Genomic DNA, 18,618 nt, shown 5'->3' with positions numbered 1-18,618 from the left:
GCAGTCGCGCACGGACGGCACCCACCGCTCACGTGAGGTCGAGCAGCACCGCGGTCTCCCAGGCCCACTGCCGCCACGTGTCGTAGCGGCCGGACTGGCCGCCGTGCCCGGCGGCCATCTCGGTGCGAAAGATGACCGGCCGCGCCGCCGCGACGTCGGCGGTGGCCTCCCGGAGCGCGGCCACCCACTTGGCGGGCTCGGTGACGTACACCCTCGTGTCGTTGAGGGACGTCGTGACGAGCAGGGCGGGGTAGCGCTGGGGCCGGACGTTCTCGTAGGGAGAGTAGGAACGCATCAGGGCGTAGGCGTCCGGGTCCTCGAGCGGGTTGCCCCACTCCTCCCACTCGATCACCGTGAGCGGGAGGGAGGGGTCGAGGACCGTCGTCAGCGCGTCGACGAACGGCACCGAGGCGTGGATGAAGCTGAACCGGTCCGCGGCCTCGTTGGCGACCGCCCCCATGAGTAGACCGCCAGCCGAACCGCCCTCCGCCGCAAGGTGGTCCGGGTGGACGATCCCGGACCCCCGAAGCAGGTCGGCGCACGCGACGAAGTCGGTGAAGGTGTTTCGCTTGCGGCCCAGCTTGCCGTCGTCGTACCAGGTCCGCCCCATCTCCGAGCCCCCCCGCACATGGGCGATCGCGAAGACCCAGCCCCGCTGGAGCAGCGACAGCCGGAGCACCGAGAACCACGGGTCGCTGGGGATGCCGTAGGCGCCGTAGCCGTGGAGCAGGCCCGGTGCCGTGCCGTCGAGCGGGGTGTCCCGGTGGCGGACCACCGAGATGGGAACCTGCGTCCCGTCGGGTGCGGTCGCCCACTCCCGGGCCTGCACGTAGTCCGCCGGGTCGTGCCCCCCGCGGACCTCCTGCTGCTTGAGCACCGTCACCGAGCGCGCCATGACGTCGTAGTCGATGACCGTCCTGGGGGTGACGAGCGACTCCCAGACGAGCTGGAGCGTCGTCGTCGAGGTCTCCGGGTTGGCGCCGACCCGGATCGTGGCCAGCGCCTCGCCCACCTCCACGTCGTGGGACCCGCCGAACCCCGTCTCGCTCGCGGGATCGCGGAGGACGATCCGCACCGCGGTGCCTCCCTGACGCCGCAGCGAGACCGCGATGAAGCCGTCGAAGGCGTCGACACCGGTGACGTACTCGTCGTCGGTCGTCACCTCCAGCGGGCGCCACTCCTCGTGGCTCGTGCACGTCAACGGGGCCACGGCGACCTCGAAGTTGGTCCGCCGCTCGTTGTGGACGATGAGCAGCTGGTCGCCGACGGGCTCGACGTCGTACTCGACGCCCTGCCGTCGCGCCGCGACGACGCGAGGGGTGCCGAGGGGGTCCGCTGCGTCGAGCAGGAGGTACTCGTTCGTCGTCTTCGAGCCGATCCCGATGACGATGACGCGGTCGTCCCGGGAGGCACTCACCCCGACGAAGAAGCGCTCGTCGGGCTCGTCGTGGACGAGGACGTCGGCCTCGGCCGGGCTGCCCACCTCGTGCCGCCAGACCTGGTGCGGCCGCCACGCGTCGTCGACGCGCGTGTAGAAGAGGTGCCGGCCGTCGAGCGACCAGGCGAGCGAACCACCGGTCTGGCGGACGGCGTCGTCGAGCACCTCGCCCGCGCCGATCCGACGCACCCGCAGGTCGTAGCGCTCGTCGCCCGTGACGTCGGCGCCGTAGGCGATCAGGTCCCCTGCGGGCGACACCTCGCTGGCGCCCACGGCGAAGAAGTCGTGACCATGCGCCTCCGCGTTGTGGTCGAGGAGCAGCTCCTCACCGGTCTGCACGGCGTCCCCATCGAGCGCCGGACGCTCGGGCACCGCACCGACGAGGACTCGCCCGTCCACGGGGTACTGCTCCCCCTCGACCGTGCGCGAGTAGTACCACCACCGGTCGTGCCGGACGGGAACCGACAGGTCGGTCTCGTGGACTCTCGACCGGAACTCCTCGTAGATCGTGTCGGCCACCGGGGCCAGGTGAGCCGTCATGGCGGCGGCGTACGCGTTCTCGGCGGTGAGGTACTCGAGGAGGCCCGGGTCGTCCCGGTCCGCCATCCAGGCGAAGGCGTCCTCGAACCGGTCCCCGTGGTGCTCCCGGACCACTGCGGCGCGGCGCGGAGTCGGTGGCTGCTGCATGGGCGCATCGTAGGCGCTGAGCCGAGCGCGGGGGTCGGTGCCCGATTCGTCCGCGTCGTCCGGTGTTGCCCCGAGTGTCGGGGTACGGTGAGGCACATCACACACCGCCGTGCGAAGGAGTCCGGATGGACCCGATCGAGTGCTCGGACGGCTCCTCCAGATCACCGGTGGCGCCCAGGTCCTGGCCGACACCCTCATCTCGCGGTTCGGAGAGAGACCGGCCCCTTCGCGCTCGGTGTTGCTGCGCTGGCCTTCGGCTTCCCGATCTTCTTCGACGCGGGCCTCGTCGTCTTCGCGCCCATCATCTTCACCGTCGCGCGACGGTTCGGCGGGTCGATCCTGTTCTACGGCCTGCCCACCGCCGGAGCGTTCGCCGCGATGAACGCATCGTGCCTCCCCACCCGCGCACCGGTGGCCGCGGCCGACCTCATGGGTGGCGACATCGGGGTGACCTTGCTCCTCGGGATTCCCGTCGCCCTCGTCTCGTGGTTCGTCGGCGCCTACCTCGTCAGCCAGCGCATGGGCCGGCGCTTCATCGTCGAGGCGCCCACCCTTCTCTTCGGGGAGCTGAACGGCGGGTCGGTCAGGCCCTCACGGACTCACTCTCCGACCTCGGCCTCTCGCCCAGCGTCCAGGCCTTCCTCATCGCCACCGCGCTGCGCGTCGCCCAGGGCTCGGCGACGGTGGCCCTCACCACCACCGCGGGCCTGATCTCCGCCCAGGTGGCCGCAGAGGGGCTGACCGATGTGCAGATCGCGGTGCTGGTGTTCGCGACCGCCGCCGGCGCGACGGTGCTGTCGCACCTCAACGACTCCGGCTTCTGGCTGGTCAGCCGGTTCTTCGGGATGGACGAGAAGACGACTCTGACGACGTGGACGGTCACGGAGACCACGCTCGGGCTCGCCATCTTCGCCATCGCCGCGTTGCTCTGGCTGGTGGTCTAGGTGGCTGCCCCCCGCCACGTCGTGCTGATGGGCGTGTCCGGGAACGGCAAAAGCACGACGGGCACCCTGCTCGCAGCGGAGCTCGGTCGGGTCTTCATCGAGGGTGACGCCTTCCACCCCCCGGAGAACATCGCCAAGATGAGCTCCGGGGTGGCGCTGGACGACACGGACCGCAGGCCGTGGCTCGCCGCGCTGGCCGCTGAGGTGGCCCGCCTCGAGAGCTCCGGGCAGCAGTCCGTGATGGCCTGCTCGGCGCTGCGGCGCCGCTACCGGGACTGGCTCCGCGAGGGGTACCCCGAGCTGTTCTTCCTCCTCCTCGACGCCCGCTACGAGACCTTGCTCGAGCGGATGGGGCGACGACAGCACTTCATGCCGCCGTCGCTGCTCCAGTCGCAGTTCGACACGCTCGAGCCCCTGGAGGAGGACGAGTCGGGGGTCGTCATCTCCGTCGAGGCGGCGCCCGACCAGGTCGTCGCCAGCGCCCTCGCAGCGCTCGCGGCCGCTGCGGGACCGGCCTGAGCGGCTGCGCAGCGCACGGCAGGGCCCCGGGACTGTTCGGTCCCGGGGCCCGGCCCGTCAGTCGCGAAACAGTCGGTGCTGTCAGCGCCGACCCTTGCCCTTCTGGCCCGGAGTCAGGTCCAGCCCGACGACGACCGGGTCGTGGTCGGAGTTGCGGAACTGGTCCGGCGCGTAGAGATAGCCGATCTGGGCGGCGGACTTGAAGTCCGTGTTGTAGTCGAGCACCGACGGTTCGTCCGCGTTGACGTGCCACTCGGCGACCCCCGTGACCTGCGGCGCCAAGCTGGCCGTGGCCAGGGCGTGGTCGAGATAGCCCCACTGGCCGTCGAAGACGTACGAATACGCAGCCTCGCCACCATACTTTCGGACGAGGTTCGTGTAGCCCGCCTCGCGAAGGGTGGTGATCGGGTCCTCCATCGCGTAGGAGTTGAGGTCCCCGAGGATGAGGACGTCCTTCTCGCTCGTCCCCGTCGGGTCGGCGGCGAGCCAGTCAGTGAGCAGCCCGGCCGCCCTGACGCGGACGTCGTTGCAGTTGCCCTGACCGTCGTTCTCAGCCGGCGAGTCGCACGCGCTGCCCTTGGACTTGAGGTGGTTGACGACCGCGACGAAGCTGCCCCCAGTGCTCTTCTCGACGAACGCCTGGGCGAGGGCCGGCCGGTTGCGCTCCTCACTGTCCCCGCCGGTGACGAACGCCTCGGTGTTGAGCACCGCCGTGTCTCCCATCGGGACGACGAGGTCGCGTTGGTAGATCGCACCCACCTTGATCGCGTCGGTGCCGAGCGCGTTGAGCTGCGCGGTCCGCTCGTCGACGTCGACGTAGGCCCACGTGCCGGCCCCGGCTTCGGCGTTGAGGCGGTTGACGAGGTCGGCCAGCGCACTGTCCGGGCCGTAGCCGTCGTTCTCGATCTCGATCACCCCGACGACCGCTGCGTCCATTCCGAGGATGGCCTCGACCGTCTTGGCGGCCTGGCGCTCGAACTCGAACGCGTCGTCGGCCCCGCGGCAGTCCATCGATGCGCCGCCCACTCCGCCGGTGCAGTTGTTCACCCGGTCCGGGCGGCCGTCCCACGTGTTGAAGTAGTTGAGCACGTTCATTCCCGCGACCCGGATCCGGCCGCCGACCTCGGGCACTGCGACCGGGCGCTCGTTGACGGGGTCGAACCGGGCCACTCCGCCGAGCGCGTTGACCGGACGCAGGCGGTAGGCGTTGCCACTCGCGCCGTTGCCGGCCCACGTGTACGTCATGACGCCCACCGCGCCGGTGACGGTGTCGCCGCCGCGCAGGGTGTTCTCCGCCGAGAGCGGCTGCCCACCCCGTCCCCAGACGATCGGATCCGGGTTCTGGAACTGTGAGGAGTCGTCGATGATGAGCCTGCGGTTGGTGTTCGCCGCCTGGAGGACCAGAGCCTCGTCACCGGGGGTCACGACGTTGGTCGGTTGCTGGAGCCGGCCCTCGGACGAGACGACGACCTGGCCGAACCGGCCGAGCTGGAAGTGCTCGGTCACGGTCATCGGCTCAGGGATGGTCACGAGCATGCCCTCATGGCGCTCGAGGAAGGTGGGGCTCGACACCGGGAAGCTGATCGCCGTCGGCGTGACCGTGGCGCCGGTCGCACAGACCTCGATCGAGCTGGTCCCCGAGATCTGGGTCTGGCCCTGGAGCTCCCCGGCCGTGCCCACGACTCGCACGTGGTCGCCCAGGTCGACGTCGTCGTCGGTGCCGTTGAAGACGAAGATCCCGTCCGAGGTCGTCTCGTCGTCGTCGCCGGTCGGGTCCTGCAGGTAGAAGCCGCGCAGCGCCGGCGTGGGCCCCTCGCCGTCACTGACGACGACACCCTCCGTCGCCACGAGGCCGGTCACCGCCGCGGTCGCACCGCTGCCCTGGATCTCCGGGATCGCCGTGAAGTCCTCGCCACAGACCGGCGAGGTCCCTGGCGGTCGCGGTGGGGGGGGCTGGACGCCGGGGTGGACGCCGATACCGTCAAAGGTGTTGGTGGCAAAGCCGTCCCACTCCGCTGATGGGTCGAACACGTCGGCGGGGTTCGGGTCGCCGGCCTCGACGGTGTCCTTTCGACGCAGCGTGTTGTCAGCGGTCGAGGTGAGGGCGCTGCCCCACTCGGTGCCGGGGTCGACGCCGACCTGGCCGACCCTGTCAACGGTGGCCGTGCCCTTGCGCAGCACGACGGCGTCGTCGCCGTTGAACCAGTCGGAGCCGTTGGTCTGGTCCGCCTGGGCGAGGATCACTGGGTCCGCTGAGGAGTGGGTCAGAACGAAGACGTCGCCGTCGTTCAGCGTGCCGATGAGGTTGATCGTCAGCCCGGCCGACGCCGCGCCGTTGAAGAACATTTGGACGTTGTAGCCGCCTGCTGCCAGGTTGACGGGGACGCCCGTGCCGTTGAAGATCTCGAGCGCCTTGTTGTTGCTCGACCCCTCGATGTACTCGCTGATGAACAGTTCGCCCGGCGCGGCCTGCGCGCTCGGTACGCCGACGAACGGCATCAGCCCGACCCCCAGAACGACCGCGGATCCCGCTGCGACTCGACGTCGGAGATGACCTGTGAGCTGCATTTCTTCCCCTCTCGACGGGCAGCCAACTGCCCGGACTCCAGCGACCCTAGTCCTGGAACCCCACCACGCAGCGGCGAAGGTGGGGGAAACTTCAGGGGCCGTCGGCGTGGCCGCCGGGAGAAGCGACGGACGGGTCCACCGGCCACCGGGACAGCGAGCGACGGGTCTCGAACCGACGCCGCGAACCGTCGATCGGGTCGTCGAGCTCCAGGACGGCGGCGAGCAGCTGGAGCGGCTCGGAGAAGTCGTCGTCCGCCACCTCGCGTTCGACCGGGTAGAGCGGGTCGCCGATGATGGGAATGCCGAGACCGCAGAGCTGACAGCGCAGCTGGTGCGTCCTGCCGGTCCGCGGGGTCAGCCGGTAGCCCCCGACTCCACCGGACTCCACCTCCAGCTCGACCAGGGTCTCGGCGTTCGGCTCCCGCCCGTGGACCTCGCGGGCCTGGTGGGAGCCGTGCTCCTTCACGAGGTGGGTGCGCCGCACGAGCGGCAGGCCGAGTCCATCGCGCACGGGGGCGACGGCGAGGTACTCCTTGTGCACGCGTCCCTCGGCGAAGACCCGCTGGTAGGCCCCGCGCCAGCGCTGCTCCGTGGTGAACATCAGGACGCCTGCGGTCGGCCGGTCGAGCCGGTGCGCGGGCGTCAGCCGGTCGAGCCCGGTGAGGACACGGGTCCGGGCGAGGGCGGACTGGACGACGTGTCGGCCGCGCGGCATCGTCGAGAGGAAGTGCGGTTTGTCGATGACGACGAGGCGCTCGTCCCGGTGGAGCACGTCGATCTCGAAGGGCACCTCCACCTCGTCGGGCAGGTCGCGGTGCGTCCAGCACACCGACCGCGGCACGAAGGGCGCGTCCTCCGGCACCGGTCGGCCCGTGGCGTCCACGAAGTCGCCCGCCGCCAGCTTGCGGTCGATGTCCGCAGCGCCGAGCCCGCGGAGTCGCTCGACGAGGTGGTCGCGCAGCGTCTCCCACGGCCCGTCCTGGGGCATCCTGATCCGCTGGGCGTCGACGCCGTGCCGGGGTGGGAGCGGGGAAGGCGGGATGGCTCCCCGCGCCATTCAGCCCTCCACGAGCCGCAGCTCGGCCTGGTGGCCCAGGAACCGGCCGTATGCCGCTGTGCTGGCTTCCAGGGCACGCCGGGTCCGGGCGGTCAACGTGGTGAAGCTCGTCACCTCGACGACCACCGAGTCCTTGGCTGCCCGCCTCCGCCAGATTCCGGACACCGCTCCGTCCACCACGAGGGTCGGCTTGAAGACCATGTTGCGGCCGGGAACCACGCGCGTCACGTGCTCATCCGGGAGCGTGACATCGCGTGACTTGTAGCCGAGCAGGAACTCGTCCCACTGCGGAAGCAGGTGCACGCCCGCCGGTCTGCCCAGGGCGGGGCTGGCATCGACATGGGTGAGCCAGGTCCGGCCGTCGACCTCCTCATGCAGGATGTGGTCGCCCACCAGAGCGAGAGCTTCGCGGGCGAAGCCGAGTGGAGCGGCCACCCAGCCGGCCAGGTCCCGCTCCGTCACCGGACCGTGACTGCGGACGTAGCGCTCGGCAACCGTCGCCATCGCCTCCTCACGAGAGGGTCGGCGGGAGAAGGGAACCCAGGAGTCGATGAGCACGAAGCTCGGCTGCTTGCCGATGAGCGGGCCCTGGCAGAGCAGTCCGGTCATGCAGTGGTAGCCCACGAGGTGATAGGCCCGCTGCTCGCCCGGGTCGACCCCAGCCTGCGCCAGCAGGGCGACCACGTCGGGGCGGCTCACCGGCTCGGCGAGGTGCCGCTCGAAGAGGTCCCGGGCCAACTGCACGTCCTGCTCCTCCAGGCCCAGCTGTCGATGACGGGTCCGGACCGAGGAGAACACCCGCGGTGCGAGCAGATCGCACATCCACCTGGCGTCCTCCGCCGGCACCCAGTGGATCGTGCCCCGCATCGGCCAGGTCCGGACGATCTGGCGGTCGGTGACGGCCTGCTCGATCTCCGCCAGCGTGAGACCGGATCGGACTCCCAGGGACCATGCGCCGCTCGCGTAGTCCTGGGCCTGGAGGGCCCCGAGCTCCCGGGCGACCGCGAGCGCAGTCGCCGGTGCCGCCGCCGTGCCGAGGGCGGGCGCGAGGCCCAGCGCGGCCATTCGAGCACGACGCAGCCGTCGCCGGTCCGCCACCTTCACCACGACACCGAGCCCAGCGGCATACGTCCGGCTCTCACCCCAGGACCGCCGCCCCGAACTGCGCCTTGAGGTCTCCGAAGAGCGCGGACGTCGCGGTGACGCGTAGGGAGTCGTCGAGCGTCATCAGTACCGACCGTCCCGGCTGGGTCAGCTTCACCTGCACCTCCGTCGCCCCCGGGTGCTCCCGGAGGATCTCGCGGAGTCGCTCGGCCCGGGCCGCCGTCACCTGGCCGAGCGGCAGGGTGAGCACGACCGGACCCCGCGGCCCCTCCTTGATGTCGGGGATGGTCAGCTCCTGGGCGAAGATCGAGATCGCGTCGTCGCGCGCACTGATCCGGCCCTTGACCGCGCACACCGTGTCCTGGGCGAGCATCGTGGAGTAGGTGAGGTAGGCGGACGGGAAGAAGAGGCACTCGATGGCGCCGTCGAGGTCCTCGACCGTGGCGATGGCCCACAGGTCGCCCTTCTTGGTCCGTTTGAGCTGGAGGCTCGTGATGAGCCCGGCGACCGTGACCGGAGTGCCGTCGGGTTTGGGGTCGTCGCCGGTGAGCGACGCGATCGACGTGTCGGCGTGGCTCTGGAGGATGTGCTCGATGCCGAAGAGCGGGTGGTCGGACACGTAGAGCCCGAGCATCTCCCGCTCGAACGACAACAGGGTCGCCTTGTCCCACTCGAGGGACGGCACCCCCGGGAGCCCGTCGAAAGCACCGGCGCCGCCGGTGCTGCCCGACTGGTCGCCCATGTCGAAGGCTCCGAAGAGGCTGTCCTGGCCGATGGCCTCCTGCTTCTTCACCTCGACCAGGGCGTCGACGTATCGCTCATGGACCTCGACCATGCCGCGTCGGCTCTCGCCGAGGGAGTCGAAGGCGCCGGCCTTGATGAGCGACTCGATGGTCCGCTTGTTGCACACGACAGCGGGCACCTTGGAGAGGAAGTCCTTGAACGAGGCGAAGGCGCCCTTCTCCTCGCGCGCCTTGATGACGGCCTCCACCACCGGGACGCCGACGTTGCGGATCGCCGCCATCCCGAACCGGATGTCGGTGCCCACCGCGGCGAAGTTGGCGACCGACTCGTTGACGTCGGGCGGCAGCACCTTGATGCCCATGTGCCGACACTCGTTGAGGTAGAGCGCCGACTTGTCCTTGTCGTCGCGCACGCTCGTGAGCAGGGCGGCCATGTACTCAGCCGGGTAGTTGGCCTTGAGGTAGCCGGTCCAGTAGGACACGAGGCCATAGGCGGCGGTGTGCGCCTTGTTGAAGGCGTAGTCGGAGAACGGGACGAGGACTTCCCAGAGCGCCTTGACGGAGGCCTCGTTGAAGCCCTTCTGCTTCATGCCGTCGGAGAAGGGGACGTACTCGGCGTCGAGAACCTCCTTCTTCTTCTTGCCCATGGCCCGGCGCAGCAGGTCGGCGTTGCCGAGGGTGTAGCCGGCGAGCTTCTGGGCGATCTCCATGACCTGCTCCTGGTAGATGACCAGGCCATAGGTCGTGCCGAGGATCGGCTCGAGGGCGGCCACCATCTCGGGTTGGAGCTTGCCCTCCAGCTTGGGGTCGAGCGGGGTCAGCGCCTGCTTGCCGTTCTTGCGCAGGGCGAAGTTCGTGTGGGCGTTGACCCCCATCGGCCCGGGGCGGTAGAGCGCGAGGGCAGCCGAGATGTCCTCGAAGTTGTCGGGCTGCATGAGCCGCAGCAGGGCCCGCATGCCGCCACCGTCGAGCTGGAAGACGCCGAGGGTGTCGCCACGGCCCAGCAGGTCGTAGGTCGCGCGGTCGGTCATGTCCTTGGACAGCGCGTCGAGGTCGATGTCCAGGTCGCGGTTGGCCTTGATGTTCTCGATAGCGTCGTCGAGGATCGTCAGGTTGCGCAGGCCGAGGAAGTCCATCTTGACCAGGCCGAGCGCCTCGCAGCTCGGATAGTCGAACTGGGTGATGACCTGGCCGTCCTGCAGGCGCTTCATGATCGGGATGACGTCGATCAGCGGCTCGCTCGACATGATGACGCCGGCCGCGTGCACGCCCCACTGGCGCTTGAGGCCCTCGAGGCCCTTGGCCGCGTCGACGACCTCCTCGAAGTGCCGCTCGGTCTGGACCAGGGCGCGGAACTCGGAGCCCTCGTTGTATCGCTTGTGCTCGGGGTTGTAGATCTCGGCGAGGGGCACCCCCTTGCCCATGACGTCCGGCGGCATCGCCTTGGTCAGCTGCTCCCCCACGCTGAACGGGTGGCCCATCACCCGCGCCGCGTCCTTGACCGCCTGCTTGGCCTTGATCGTGCCGTAGGTGACGATCTGGGCAACCCGCTCCGAGCCGTACTTCTCGGTGACGTACTTGATCACCTCGCCGCGTCGGCGCTCGTCGAAGTCGACGTCGAAGTCGGGCATCGACATGCGCTCGGGGTTGAGGAACCGCTCGAAGATCAGGCCGTGCGGGATCGGGTCGAGGTCGGTGATGCCCATCGCGTAGGCACACATGGACCCGGCACCCGAACCACGGCCCGGCCCGACCCGGATCCCGTTGCGCTTCGCCCAGTTGATGAAGTCCGCGACGACGAGGAAGTAGCCCGAATAGCCCTTCGAGACGATGACGTCCTCCTCGAAGGCCGCCTGCTTGCGCGCGTAGTCCGGGACGCCCTCGGGGAACCGGCGCTGGAGCCCGGTCTCGACCTCCTTGATGAACCACGACGTCTCGTCCTCGCCCTCGGGCACGGGGAAGCGCGGCATGAAGCGCCCCTCCCCCTCCGTGAAGGAGACCTCGCACCGCTCGGCGACGAGCAGGGTGTTGTCACACGCCTCGGGCAGCTCGCGCCACAGGTGGCGCATCTCCTGCGCCGACTTGAGGTAGAAGTCCTCGGCGTCGAACTTGAAGCGGTTGGGGTCCATCAGGGTCGAACCGGACTGGACGCACAGGAGGGCGGCGTGAGCCTTGGCGTCCTCGGCCCGGGTGTAGTGCAGGTCGTTCGTCGCCAGGAGGGGCAGGTCGAGATCCCGCGCGAGGCGGATCAGCTCGCGCTGCGTGCGTCGCTCGATGTCGAGGCCGTGGTCCATCAGCTCGACGAACACGTTGTCCCGGCCGAAGATGTCGCGCAGCTCCCCGGCGACCTCGCGGGCCGCGTCGTACATCCCGAAGCGCAGCTTGGTCTGGATCTCGCTCGAGGGGCACCCGGTCGTGACGATGAGGCCCTTGCCGTAGGAGCTGAGGAGCTCCCGGTCGATGCGGGGCCACTTCGTGTACACCTGGTCCAGGCTGGCGATGGAGCTCATCCGGAAGAGGTTGTGCATGCCGTCGTTGTTCTCGGCAAGCATCGTCATGTGGGTGTAGGCGCCACTGCCCGAGACGTCGTCGCGACCACCGTCGCCCCAGCTGACCTTGGTCCGGTCGGCGCGGTGGGTGCCCGGGGTGATGTAGGCCTCCACCCCGATGATCGGCTTGACGCCGGTGCCCTTGGCCTTCTTCCAGAACTCGTAGGCGCCGAAGACGTAGCCGTGGTCCGTCGTGGCCAGCGCCGGCATCCCCATCCGTGCGGCCTCGGTGAACAGGTCGCCGATCCGGGCCGCACCATCGAGCATCGAGTACTCCGTGTGCACGTGCAGGTGCACGAAGTTCTGGTCAGGTCGCGGGGCTGGGTCGGTCGACATCGGGGTCGAGTCTATGGCTCCCGGGTGACACTCCTCGGCGTGTCGCGAGCCGTGTCGTCAGGTGCCCTGCCGCGCTTCCAACAGTCCGTATGCCGCTGGGCTCGGTTCTCTTGCACGTGGCCGACCCCGCCCCGTCGCGAAGCCAGCGCGCCAGCGGGTGCGAGCCCAGCGGCATACGGGCTGACGGCGGCGGGCAACACAACCTTCACCCTCAGGCTGAGGGTGAAGAATCAGAAGGTGGCGACGACGTCCAGCGCCCGCTGCAGGTCCTCCGGGTACTCGCTCTCGAAGTGGACGTAGGCACCCGTGCCCGGGTGCTCGAACCCCAGGCCGACCGCGTGCAGCCACTGCCGGTCCAGACCGAGCTTCCTGGCCAGCGTCGGGTCGGCCCCATAGAGCGGGTCACCACAGCACGGGTGCTTGATCGCCGCCATGTGCACCCGGATCTGGTGGGTGCGACCGGTCTCCAGGTGGATGTCGAGCAGGCTCGCGTGCCGGAACGCCTCGATCACCTCGTAGTGGGTCACGGACGGCTTTCCGTTGCGCATCACGGCGAACTTGAAGTCGTGACCGGGGTGACGGCCGATCGGGGCATCGACCGTCCCCACGAGCGGGTCCGGCAGTCCCTGGACGAGCGCGTGGTAGTTCTTGTCCACCGCCCGGGTCCGGAAGGCCTGCTTGAGCCGTGAGTAGGCGTACTCGCTCTTGGCCACGACCATCAGCCCGCTCGTCCCGACGTCGAGCCGGCTGACGATCCCCTGCCGCTCCGGTGCGCCCGACGTCGAGATCCGGTAACCAGCGGCGGCGAGCCCGCCGACGACGTCGGGGCCGCTCCAGCCCACACTCGGGTGCGCTGCGACCCCGACCGGCTTGTCGACGACGACGATGTCCTCGTCGTCATGGATGATCCGCATCCCCGGAACCGGCTCCGCCACGACGCGCACGGCCGGACCCTGGGCCGCCCCGGGGAGCGACACCTCGAGCATGGAGCCGGGTGCGAGCCGGTCCGACTTGCCGACGACCTTGCCGTCCACGACCACGAGCCCCTCCCCCGCGAGGTCGGCGGCGCGCGTGCGCGAGAGCCCGAAGAGGCGGGCGACGCCGGCGTCCACCCGTTCTCCCGCCAAGCCGTCGGGAACGAGAACGGTACGGAGCTCAGTCATCGGTCAGGTCCTCGTCCTCGTGCATCGCTCTGCGGTGCTTCGTCTCCCGGCGGCCGTCCACACCGATCCCGAGCAGCGCCAGGACGACGATCAAGCCGGCGGCCCCGACGATCCAGATGTCAGCGACATTCCCGATGAACCAGCCGTTGTAGTCGAGGAAGTCGACGACGTGGCCCTCACCCCCGCCGGGAGGGCGGACGAACCGGTCGGTGAGGTTGCCCAGCGCACTGCCGAGCAGCAGGCCCAGTGACAGCGCCCAGGCCCTCGAGCCGAGGTCCTTGGCGACATACGCGATCGCGACGAGGACAACCGCCGCGATGAGGGTCATCACCCACGTGTTGCCCGCCCCCAGCGACAGCGCCGCACCCGGGTTGCCGATCAGCCTGAGCTGGATGACGTCACCGAGGAAGGGACGCGGCCGGCCGTCGGCGAGCGTCGCCAAGGCCACGAGCTTGGTCAGCTGGTCACTCGCGTAGGCGAGCGCGGCCACGACGACGAGGAGGGCGAACAGCCGTCTTCGGCGGCCGGCGGGCGGACGCTCACGTCGCTCGTCGTGCTCCACGGTCGTTGGCGTCGCTCCTGGCTCGGTTGGCAGCGGGCGGGTCGGAGGTCGGGGCTCGGACACGGCATCGACGCCCGCTGGGGGCGTCGACGGTGTCTCGCTGGGGGTCAGTGGCGGTCCTGCTTCTCCTGGCATGTCATGCACAGGGTCGCACGAGGACGGGCCTGGAGTCGAAGTTTGCCGATCGGGTTGCCGCAGTTCTCGCAGATTCCGTAGGTCCCCGCCTCGAGCTGCTCGAGGGCGTGCTCGGCCTGGGCCAAGCCCGCTCGGGAGTTGGCGGCCAGGGCGATCTCGTGGACCCGCTCGGCGGTCTTCGACCCCGCGTCGGCCTGGTCGTCCCCGGCGCCGTCCGTCGAGGCTCGCAGGAGGTCGTCGAGCTCCTGCTCCGCGACCTGCACCTCCTGACGGTGCACCTCGATCTCCTCGAGGAGGATGGCCCGGACCTCCTTGATCTCGGCGTCGCTCCACGGGCTCTCGTCGTCCTTGACGCGCAAGCGCTCGGCGAGCTTGCCCGACCGCGAGGCGGAGGACGACTTCGCCGCGGACGTCGCCCCGGCCCTGGTGCTGCTCTTCACGGATGCTGCCTTCTTCGTTGGTGTGGACGGTCTGGACGCCGCTGTTTCCGAACGGGAGCTCTTCACCGTCGCGGCCTTGGTCGTCGCCGCCTTGGTCGTCGCCGCCTTGGTCGTCGCCGCTTTGGTCGTCGCCGCTTTGGTCGTCGCCGCTTTGGTCGTCGCCGCTTTGGTCGTCGCCGCTTTGGTCGGCGCGGTCTTGCTGGTCGCGGCCTTGCTGGCGGTCTTGGTCGCCGGGGCCTGCTTGGACGGGGCCTTGCCCGTCGTGGCTGCGGACTTCGTCGGTGTCACCGACGTCGCCTTCTTGCCCGGTGCGTTCACCACAGCCGCCTTTCGAGCAGGAGCCGCCATCGTCCCAGGGGTCGTCGCCGCCCGGGTCCTTGCTGACGCCGCCTTGGGTGCTGCCATGGAGTCCTCCGTCCCTGGGGCCGTCCACCTTGACAAGTGCCGCTGACAATAGGCGTCAAAGCGCCCCCAGACAAACGCGAAACGCCCAAGAAAGGCGAGCGGTCCGTCCCACGAGACGACTGGCGCCCCCCAAGGCGCACGAACGGCCGCCCGGGCGAACCGGACGGCCGTCGTGGAGTCGAGGTGGAGGTGGAGTGTGCCCCGGATCAGCCTGGGGCGCTGGCGCTCTTGGCCGCGTCCTGGACGCTCCCGTCCAGGTCGTGGAGCTGTCCCTCGATGTACGACTTGAGGTTGGTGCGGTAGTTGCGCTCGAAGCCGCGGAGCTCGTCGATCTTCCGGTCCAGCAGGCTCTTCTGACGCTCGAGGTCCTCGAGCACCGCGGCCTTCTCCTGCTGGGCCTCGGCGACCATGCCGGTCGACCGCTCACGGGCCTCCGTGAGCATGTCGTCCCGCTTGGCTGTCGCCTCAGCCAGCATCTGGTCGCGCTGGGCGGTGGCCTCCGCCAGCAGCCGGTCACGCTGGGCCGTCGCCGTCGCCGTCATCTCCGCGGCCTTGCGGGCCGCCTCCTCGTGCTTGGCCTGGCCGGTGGAGACGAGCTCGTCGTACTTGCTCTGACCGGTGCTCAGCAGCTCCCGATGACGGGCCTCGGCCTCACTGACGAGCTGGGTGCGGCGAGCCTCACCGGCTGCCACGTGCTCGTCGTGCAGGCGCTGCGCGAGCGCGATGACACCAGCCGCATCGGCGCCGGCGGTGTTGGCCGGCGCGCTCTGAGCCTCGCTCCGCACGCTGGTGGCCCGCTGCTCCGCCGCGCGCGCCGCCTCCTCCGCAACGCGCGTGTGCTCGCGCGCCTTGGCCAGCTTCGACTCGGCCTCGGCAACCTGCGAGGTCAGGGTGTTGAGCTTGGCCTGCGCGTCGTTCAGGCCCTTCTCGTCGACGGCGGCGCGCGCAGCCGCCTCGGCGCGCTCGGCGTCAGCCTTCGCCCGCTCGATGCGCTCCCGCGCGGCACGCTCAGCAGCGTCAGCCTCAGCCTTGGCCTTGGCGGCCCGGTCGGAGGCGGCCTTGAAGGCCCGCTCTGCGTCCTGGATCTTCGCGGTCAGCGCACCGAGCTTCGCGTCGTCGCCCGGCCGGGCCACCGGCGGCATCGCCTGGGTGGGACCGTCGCTCCGGACGGCCGGCTGGTTCTTGCTCGCTCGGCAGTCGTTGAGCTGCTTCAGGTAGTCGTCACGCTGCTCGATGAGAGAACGCATCTCCGCAACGATCTCGTCGAGGAAGTCATCGACGTCCCGCTCCTCATAACCACGTCGGAACTGCGTGGTTTGGAAATGCTTGTTCAGCACCTGCTCCGGCGTAAGCGCCATGTGTCACCTCGATACAGACGTAATGGTCAGGGCCCAACTTATCTAACGAACAGGTCACGGCCCAAAGGCACATGATGCCACCCACAGGGGGGTCCGCGCTGCAGGTGGTCATCCCCGCGGCACCACGGGGGCCGGATCGGGCCCGCGACCGACCCTCTGCACCCCCGTCGCGCTCCTCGCCACGCGTCAGAACCCGGGTCAGAAGAAGGCGGGCAGATTGAGGGCGAACGAGGTCAAGAGCATCAGCACCAGGAAGCTCAGGTCGAGCCGAACCCCACCGAGCGTCGGTGACGGAATGACCTTGCGCAGCGCCCTCAACGGCGGGTCGGTCACCGTGTAGACCCCCTCCGCGAGAACGAGGACGAGACCACTCGGTCGCCACGAGCGCGACAGCACCTGCACCCACTCGAGCACGAAGCGGGCGATGAGAGCGATGAAGAAGGTGAAGACCACCACTCCATAGATGGTCCAGATCACGTCCATGGTGGTCAGTGTCCCTGATGAGGGTGCCACGCCAGAAATCGGCCCTGCCGCTGCCGACAGGGACCGACCTGGATGCGCTCACGGATGGGGCGGCTCAGCTCTGGTTGAAGAAGCCGCGAGTGGCCGGCGAGGTCGCCGCGTCGGGCTCGTCCGCGGAGATCTCGACGTGTGCCGGAGACAGCAGGAAGACCTTGGACGTCACTCGCTCGATGGTGCCGTGGAGGCCGAAGACGAGACCGGCGGCGAAGTCGACGAGCCGCTTCGCGTCTGCGTCGTCCATGTCACTGAGGTTCATGATCACGGGCACCTGGTCGCGGAACCACTCACCGATGTTCTTCGCCTCGTTGTAGGTCCGAGGGTGGATCGTCGTGATCCGGTTGAGGGTAGGCACCTCCACGTCCCGGACGACCGCAGCGACAGGTCGCTTCGTCGGTAACGGGGTCACCGCAGCGGTGTGCTCCGACTCCGCCTCGAAGCGGTCGGGGTCGTCGTAGGCGTCGTAGTCTTCATAGCGATCGTGACGCGGGTCCTCTTCGCTGAGTCCCAGGTACACCATCGTCTTGCGCAGTGCCCCTGCCATGCCAACTCCCAAACGTTCGGATGCGGTTGCCGTTGACGTTACAGAAGTGACGGGCGGGATCCGAGGATTGCGGTTCCGACACGCAGGTGTGTCGCTCCGTGACGAACCGCGGCCTCGAGATCACCACTCATCCCCGCGGACACCCAGTCGGCCGTTGGGTGCACCGCTTGGAGGTCTGTCGCCACCCTCCTCAGCGAGGCGAAGGCGACGTCCGGGTCGGCTCCGAGGGGGGCAACCGCCATGACCCCTTTGAGGACGAGCCCCGCACGTTGCGCGACGGCAGCTCCCAGATCGGGGACCTCCTCCGGGAGGGCACCCCCGCGCGAGGTGTCCCCGTCGAGGCTGACCTGGATGAGCAGGCCCAGGGGCCGGCCGCGGTCGAATGCCCCGGCATCGAGCCCGTCCAGGAGCTTCCTCCGGTCGAGGGAGTGGACCACGTCGGCATAACCGGCCACGTGCCGGGCCTTGTTGGACTGGAGCCGCCCCACGAAGTGAACCTCGAGGTCGGAGCCAGGCGGCAGTGCCTCCCGGACCTGCGCCACCTTGGGGCCAGCCTCCTGGTCCTTGTTCTCGCCGATGGCCCGGACACCGAGGTCATGGAGCAGGAGGACATCGCTCGCGGGAAAGAACTTCGTCACGACGACGAGGGTGACTTCCCCCGGGTCCCGACCAGCGTCGGCACATGCCGCGTTGATGCGCTCGCGAACGGCCTCGAGGCGGCCGGCCAGCTCGAGCCGACGGTCCGGCACAGTCCCCGCGCTCACCGATCCGCCTGGTCTCGTAGGACGACGACGCCCGCGAACCGGCCGGTCGTGTGGTCCCGACGGTAGGAGTACAGCTCCTCGGACTCGCGCGTACAGCCATCCACCCGCTCGACCGTGACGTCGAGTCGGGTGAGCTGCTCGACCACCCCGGCAGCCACGTCGATGGCAGGAGTCCCCGACCACGACGTGGTGACGGAGCTGGGCGCCACTGACGCGGCCTGGTGCACCATGTCACCGGGAACCTCATAGCACCGCCCGCACACCGAGGGACCCACCACCGCGGTGACCCGGTCCGCGCCCAGGGTCCGCATGGCTTCGACAGCTCGGGCAACGATGCCAGCCAGCATCCCGGGCCGCCCTGCATGCACCGCCCCCACCACGCCGGCCTGCACGTCATGGAGCAGAACGGGGACACAGTCGGCGACCAGCACCACGAGGGCCAGTCCGGGAGCGCTCGAGACGACCGCGTCGGCCTCCGGAGGCGGACCTTGCCACGGACCGTGGGCCGCGACGACGTCCGTGCCGTGGACTTGGTTCAGGAACACGAGCCGCTCCCGCGTGAGGTCCAGGGAGGCGGCCAGAGCCGCGCGGTTCCGCTCCACGGCAGCAACGTCGTCACCGACCTGGCCGCCGAGGTTCAGCCCGGCGTAGGGCCCCTCTCCCCGCCCGGCTGACCGCCCAGTGAAGGCGACGTCGACCCAGCGGCGTGCGTCAGCGGCGGGAATGGTGGATCGCCAGTAGAACACCGCCCCAACCTATCCCGCTGGGCCGTTGCTACCACGT

16 protein-coding genes and 1 pseudogene are annotated in these 18,618 nt (G+C 69.6%); 4 read left to right on the top strand and 13 right to left on the bottom strand.

The window, feature by feature from the left end; all coding sequences use genetic code 11:
• Positions 1 to 28 precede the first annotated feature (28 nt).
• The gene (locus tag INTCA_RS07785) at positions 29 to 2,125 is read right to left on the bottom strand and encodes a S9 family peptidase (RefSeq protein ID WP_013492366.1); all 2,097 of its coding nucleotides are present in this window, start codon (positions 2,123 to 2,125) and stop codon (positions 29 to 31) included.
• Here INTCA_RS07785 and INTCA_RS20305 point away from each other — a divergent pair.
• The 3 genes and pseudogenes from INTCA_RS20305 to INTCA_RS07775 all read left to right on the top strand — a co-directional run.
• Positions 2,075 to 2,596 (top strand): annotated as a pseudogene (locus tag INTCA_RS20305) (GntT/GntP/DsdX family permease); the annotation flags it as partial. The gene INTCA_RS07785 and the pseudogene INTCA_RS20305 sit on opposite strands and share 51 nt — an antisense overlap.
• Positions 2,515 to 3,069: a GntT/GntP/DsdX family permease gene (locus INTCA_RS07780; protein ID WP_234423965.1), complete on the top strand. Its 555-nt coding sequence runs from the start codon at positions 2,515 to 2,517 to the stop codon at positions 3,067 to 3,069. The pseudogene INTCA_RS20305 and the gene INTCA_RS07780, both read left to right, overlap by 82 nt.
• Positions 3,070 to 3,588 carry a gluconokinase gene (locus tag INTCA_RS07775; RefSeq protein ID WP_013492365.1) on the top strand — a complete coding sequence of 173 codons (519 nt, stop codon included), beginning with the start codon at positions 3,070 to 3,072 and terminating at the stop codon, positions 3,586 to 3,588.
• An 81-nt stretch (positions 3,589 to 3,669) separates the two neighbouring features.
• Here INTCA_RS07775 and INTCA_RS07770 read toward each other — a convergent pair whose 3' ends face one another.
• The 7 genes from INTCA_RS07770 to INTCA_RS20300 form a co-directional block, all read right to left on the bottom strand.
• A complete protein-coding gene (locus INTCA_RS07770; RefSeq protein ID WP_148236531.1) occupies positions 3,670 to 6,156 on the bottom strand; it encodes an ExeM/NucH family extracellular endonuclease in 2,487 nt (828 codons plus the stop codon).
• A 91-nt stretch (positions 6,157 to 6,247) separates the two neighbouring features.
• Positions 6,248 to 7,213: a pseudouridine synthase gene (locus INTCA_RS07765; protein ID WP_013492363.1), complete on the bottom strand. Its 966-nt coding sequence runs from the start codon at positions 7,211 to 7,213 to the stop codon at positions 6,248 to 6,250.
• Positions 7,214 to 8,320: a winged helix DNA-binding domain-containing protein gene (locus tag INTCA_RS07760; RefSeq protein WP_234423963.1), complete on the bottom strand. Its 1,107-nt coding sequence runs from the start codon at positions 8,318 to 8,320 to the stop codon at positions 7,214 to 7,216.
• A gap of 31 nt (positions 8,321 to 8,351) precedes the next feature.
• Positions 8,352 to 11,945: a DNA polymerase III subunit alpha gene (dnaE, locus tag INTCA_RS07755; protein WP_013492361.1), complete on the bottom strand. Its 3,594-nt coding sequence runs from the start codon at positions 11,943 to 11,945 to the stop codon at positions 8,352 to 8,354.
• A gap of 230 nt (positions 11,946 to 12,175) precedes the next feature.
• On the bottom strand, positions 12,176 to 13,108 hold the full coding sequence (locus tag INTCA_RS07750; RefSeq protein WP_013492360.1) for an RluA family pseudouridine synthase: 933 nt from the start codon (positions 13,106 to 13,108) through the stop codon (positions 12,176 to 12,178).
• Positions 13,101 to 13,670: a signal peptidase II gene (locus INTCA_RS07745; RefSeq protein ID WP_013492359.1), complete on the bottom strand. Its 570-nt coding sequence runs from the start codon at positions 13,668 to 13,670 to the stop codon at positions 13,101 to 13,103. The genes INTCA_RS07750 and INTCA_RS07745 overlap by 8 nt, the downstream gene beginning before the upstream one ends.
• Before the next feature lie 107 nt (positions 13,671 to 13,777).
• Positions 13,778 to 14,245, bottom strand: coding sequence for a TraR/DksA family transcriptional regulator (locus INTCA_RS20300; protein ID WP_041307433.1), 468 nt, complete (start codon positions 14,243 to 14,245; stop codon positions 13,778 to 13,780).
• Between INTCA_RS20300 and INTCA_RS20295 the strand changes: the two genes are divergently transcribed.
• Entirely contained in the window at positions 14,232 to 14,696 is a 465-nt protein-coding gene (locus tag INTCA_RS20295; RefSeq protein ID WP_041307430.1) for a hypothetical protein, read from the top strand. The genes INTCA_RS20300 and INTCA_RS20295 overlap by 14 nt on opposite strands.
• A gap of 160 nt (positions 14,697 to 14,856) precedes the next feature.
• Here INTCA_RS20295 and INTCA_RS07730 read toward each other — a convergent pair whose 3' ends face one another.
• The 5 genes from INTCA_RS07730 to pgeF all read right to left on the bottom strand — a co-directional run bounded on the left by INTCA_RS07730 (position 14,857) and on the right by pgeF (position 18,581).
• A complete protein-coding gene (locus INTCA_RS07730; protein ID WP_013492357.1) occupies positions 14,857 to 16,008 on the bottom strand; it encodes a DivIVA domain-containing protein in 1,152 nt (383 codons plus the stop codon).
• Positions 16,009 to 16,206: 198 nt separating this feature from the next.
• The gene (locus tag INTCA_RS07725) at positions 16,207 to 16,491 is read right to left on the bottom strand and encodes a YggT family protein (protein ID WP_013492356.1); all 285 of its coding nucleotides are present in this window, start codon (positions 16,489 to 16,491) and stop codon (positions 16,207 to 16,209) included.
• Positions 16,492 to 16,585: 94 nt separating this feature from the next.
• Positions 16,586 to 17,071 (bottom strand): cell division protein SepF, encoded by a 486-nt coding sequence (locus tag INTCA_RS07720; protein ID WP_013492355.1) that lies wholly within the window; start codon positions 17,069 to 17,071, stop codon positions 16,586 to 16,588.
• A gap of 38 nt (positions 17,072 to 17,109) precedes the next feature.
• Positions 17,110 to 17,835, bottom strand: a complete 726-nt coding sequence (locus tag INTCA_RS07715; RefSeq protein WP_013492354.1) for a YggS family pyridoxal phosphate-dependent enzyme — start codon at positions 17,833 to 17,835, stop codon at positions 17,110 to 17,112.
• Complete coding sequence (gene pgeF / locus INTCA_RS07710) at positions 17,832 to 18,581, bottom strand: peptidoglycan editing factor PgeF (protein ID WP_013492353.1); 750 nt, start codon at positions 18,579 to 18,581, stop codon at positions 17,832 to 17,834. Before pgeF ends, INTCA_RS07715 begins: the two co-directional genes overlap by 4 nt.
• Positions 18,582 to 18,618: the final 37 nt, after the last annotated feature.

Source organism: Intrasporangium calvum DSM 43043 (assembly GCF_000184685.1).
Lineage (GTDB): Bacteria > Actinomycetota > Actinomycetes > Actinomycetales > Dermatophilaceae > Intrasporangium > Intrasporangium calvum.
This window is presented reverse-complemented; position numbering and strand designations above follow the sequence as displayed.

Bases quoted from the DNA above. Each gene is read 5' to 3' on its own strand.
- INTCA_RS07785 (WP_013492366.1), bottom strand. From the start codon at position 2,125: ATGCAGCAGCCACCGACTCCGCGCCGCGCCGCAGTGGTCCGGGAGCAC.
- INTCA_RS07770 (WP_148236531.1), bottom strand. From the start codon at position 6,156: ATGCAGCTCACAGGTCATCTCCGACGTCGAGTCGCAGCGGGATCCGCG.
- INTCA_RS07765 (WP_013492363.1), bottom strand. From the start codon at position 7,213: ATGGCGCGGGGAGCCATCCCGCCTTCCCCGCTCCCACCCCGGCACGGC.
- dnaE (WP_013492361.1), bottom strand. From the start codon at position 11,945: ATGTCGACCGACCCAGCCCCGCGACCTGACCAGAACTTCGTGCACCTG.
- INTCA_RS07750 (WP_013492360.1), bottom strand. From the start codon at position 13,108: ATGACTGAGCTCCGTACCGTTCTCGTTCCCGACGGCTTGGCGGGAGAA.
- INTCA_RS07730 (WP_013492357.1), bottom strand. From the start codon at position 16,008: ATGGCGCTTACGCCGGAGCAGGTGCTGAACAAGCATTTCCAAACCACG.
- INTCA_RS07725 (WP_013492356.1), bottom strand. From the start codon at position 16,491: ATGGACGTGATCTGGACCATCTATGGAGTGGTGGTCTTCACCTTCTTC.
- INTCA_RS07720 (WP_013492355.1), bottom strand. From the start codon at position 17,071: ATGGCAGGGGCACTGCGCAAGACGATGGTGTACCTGGGACTCAGCGAA.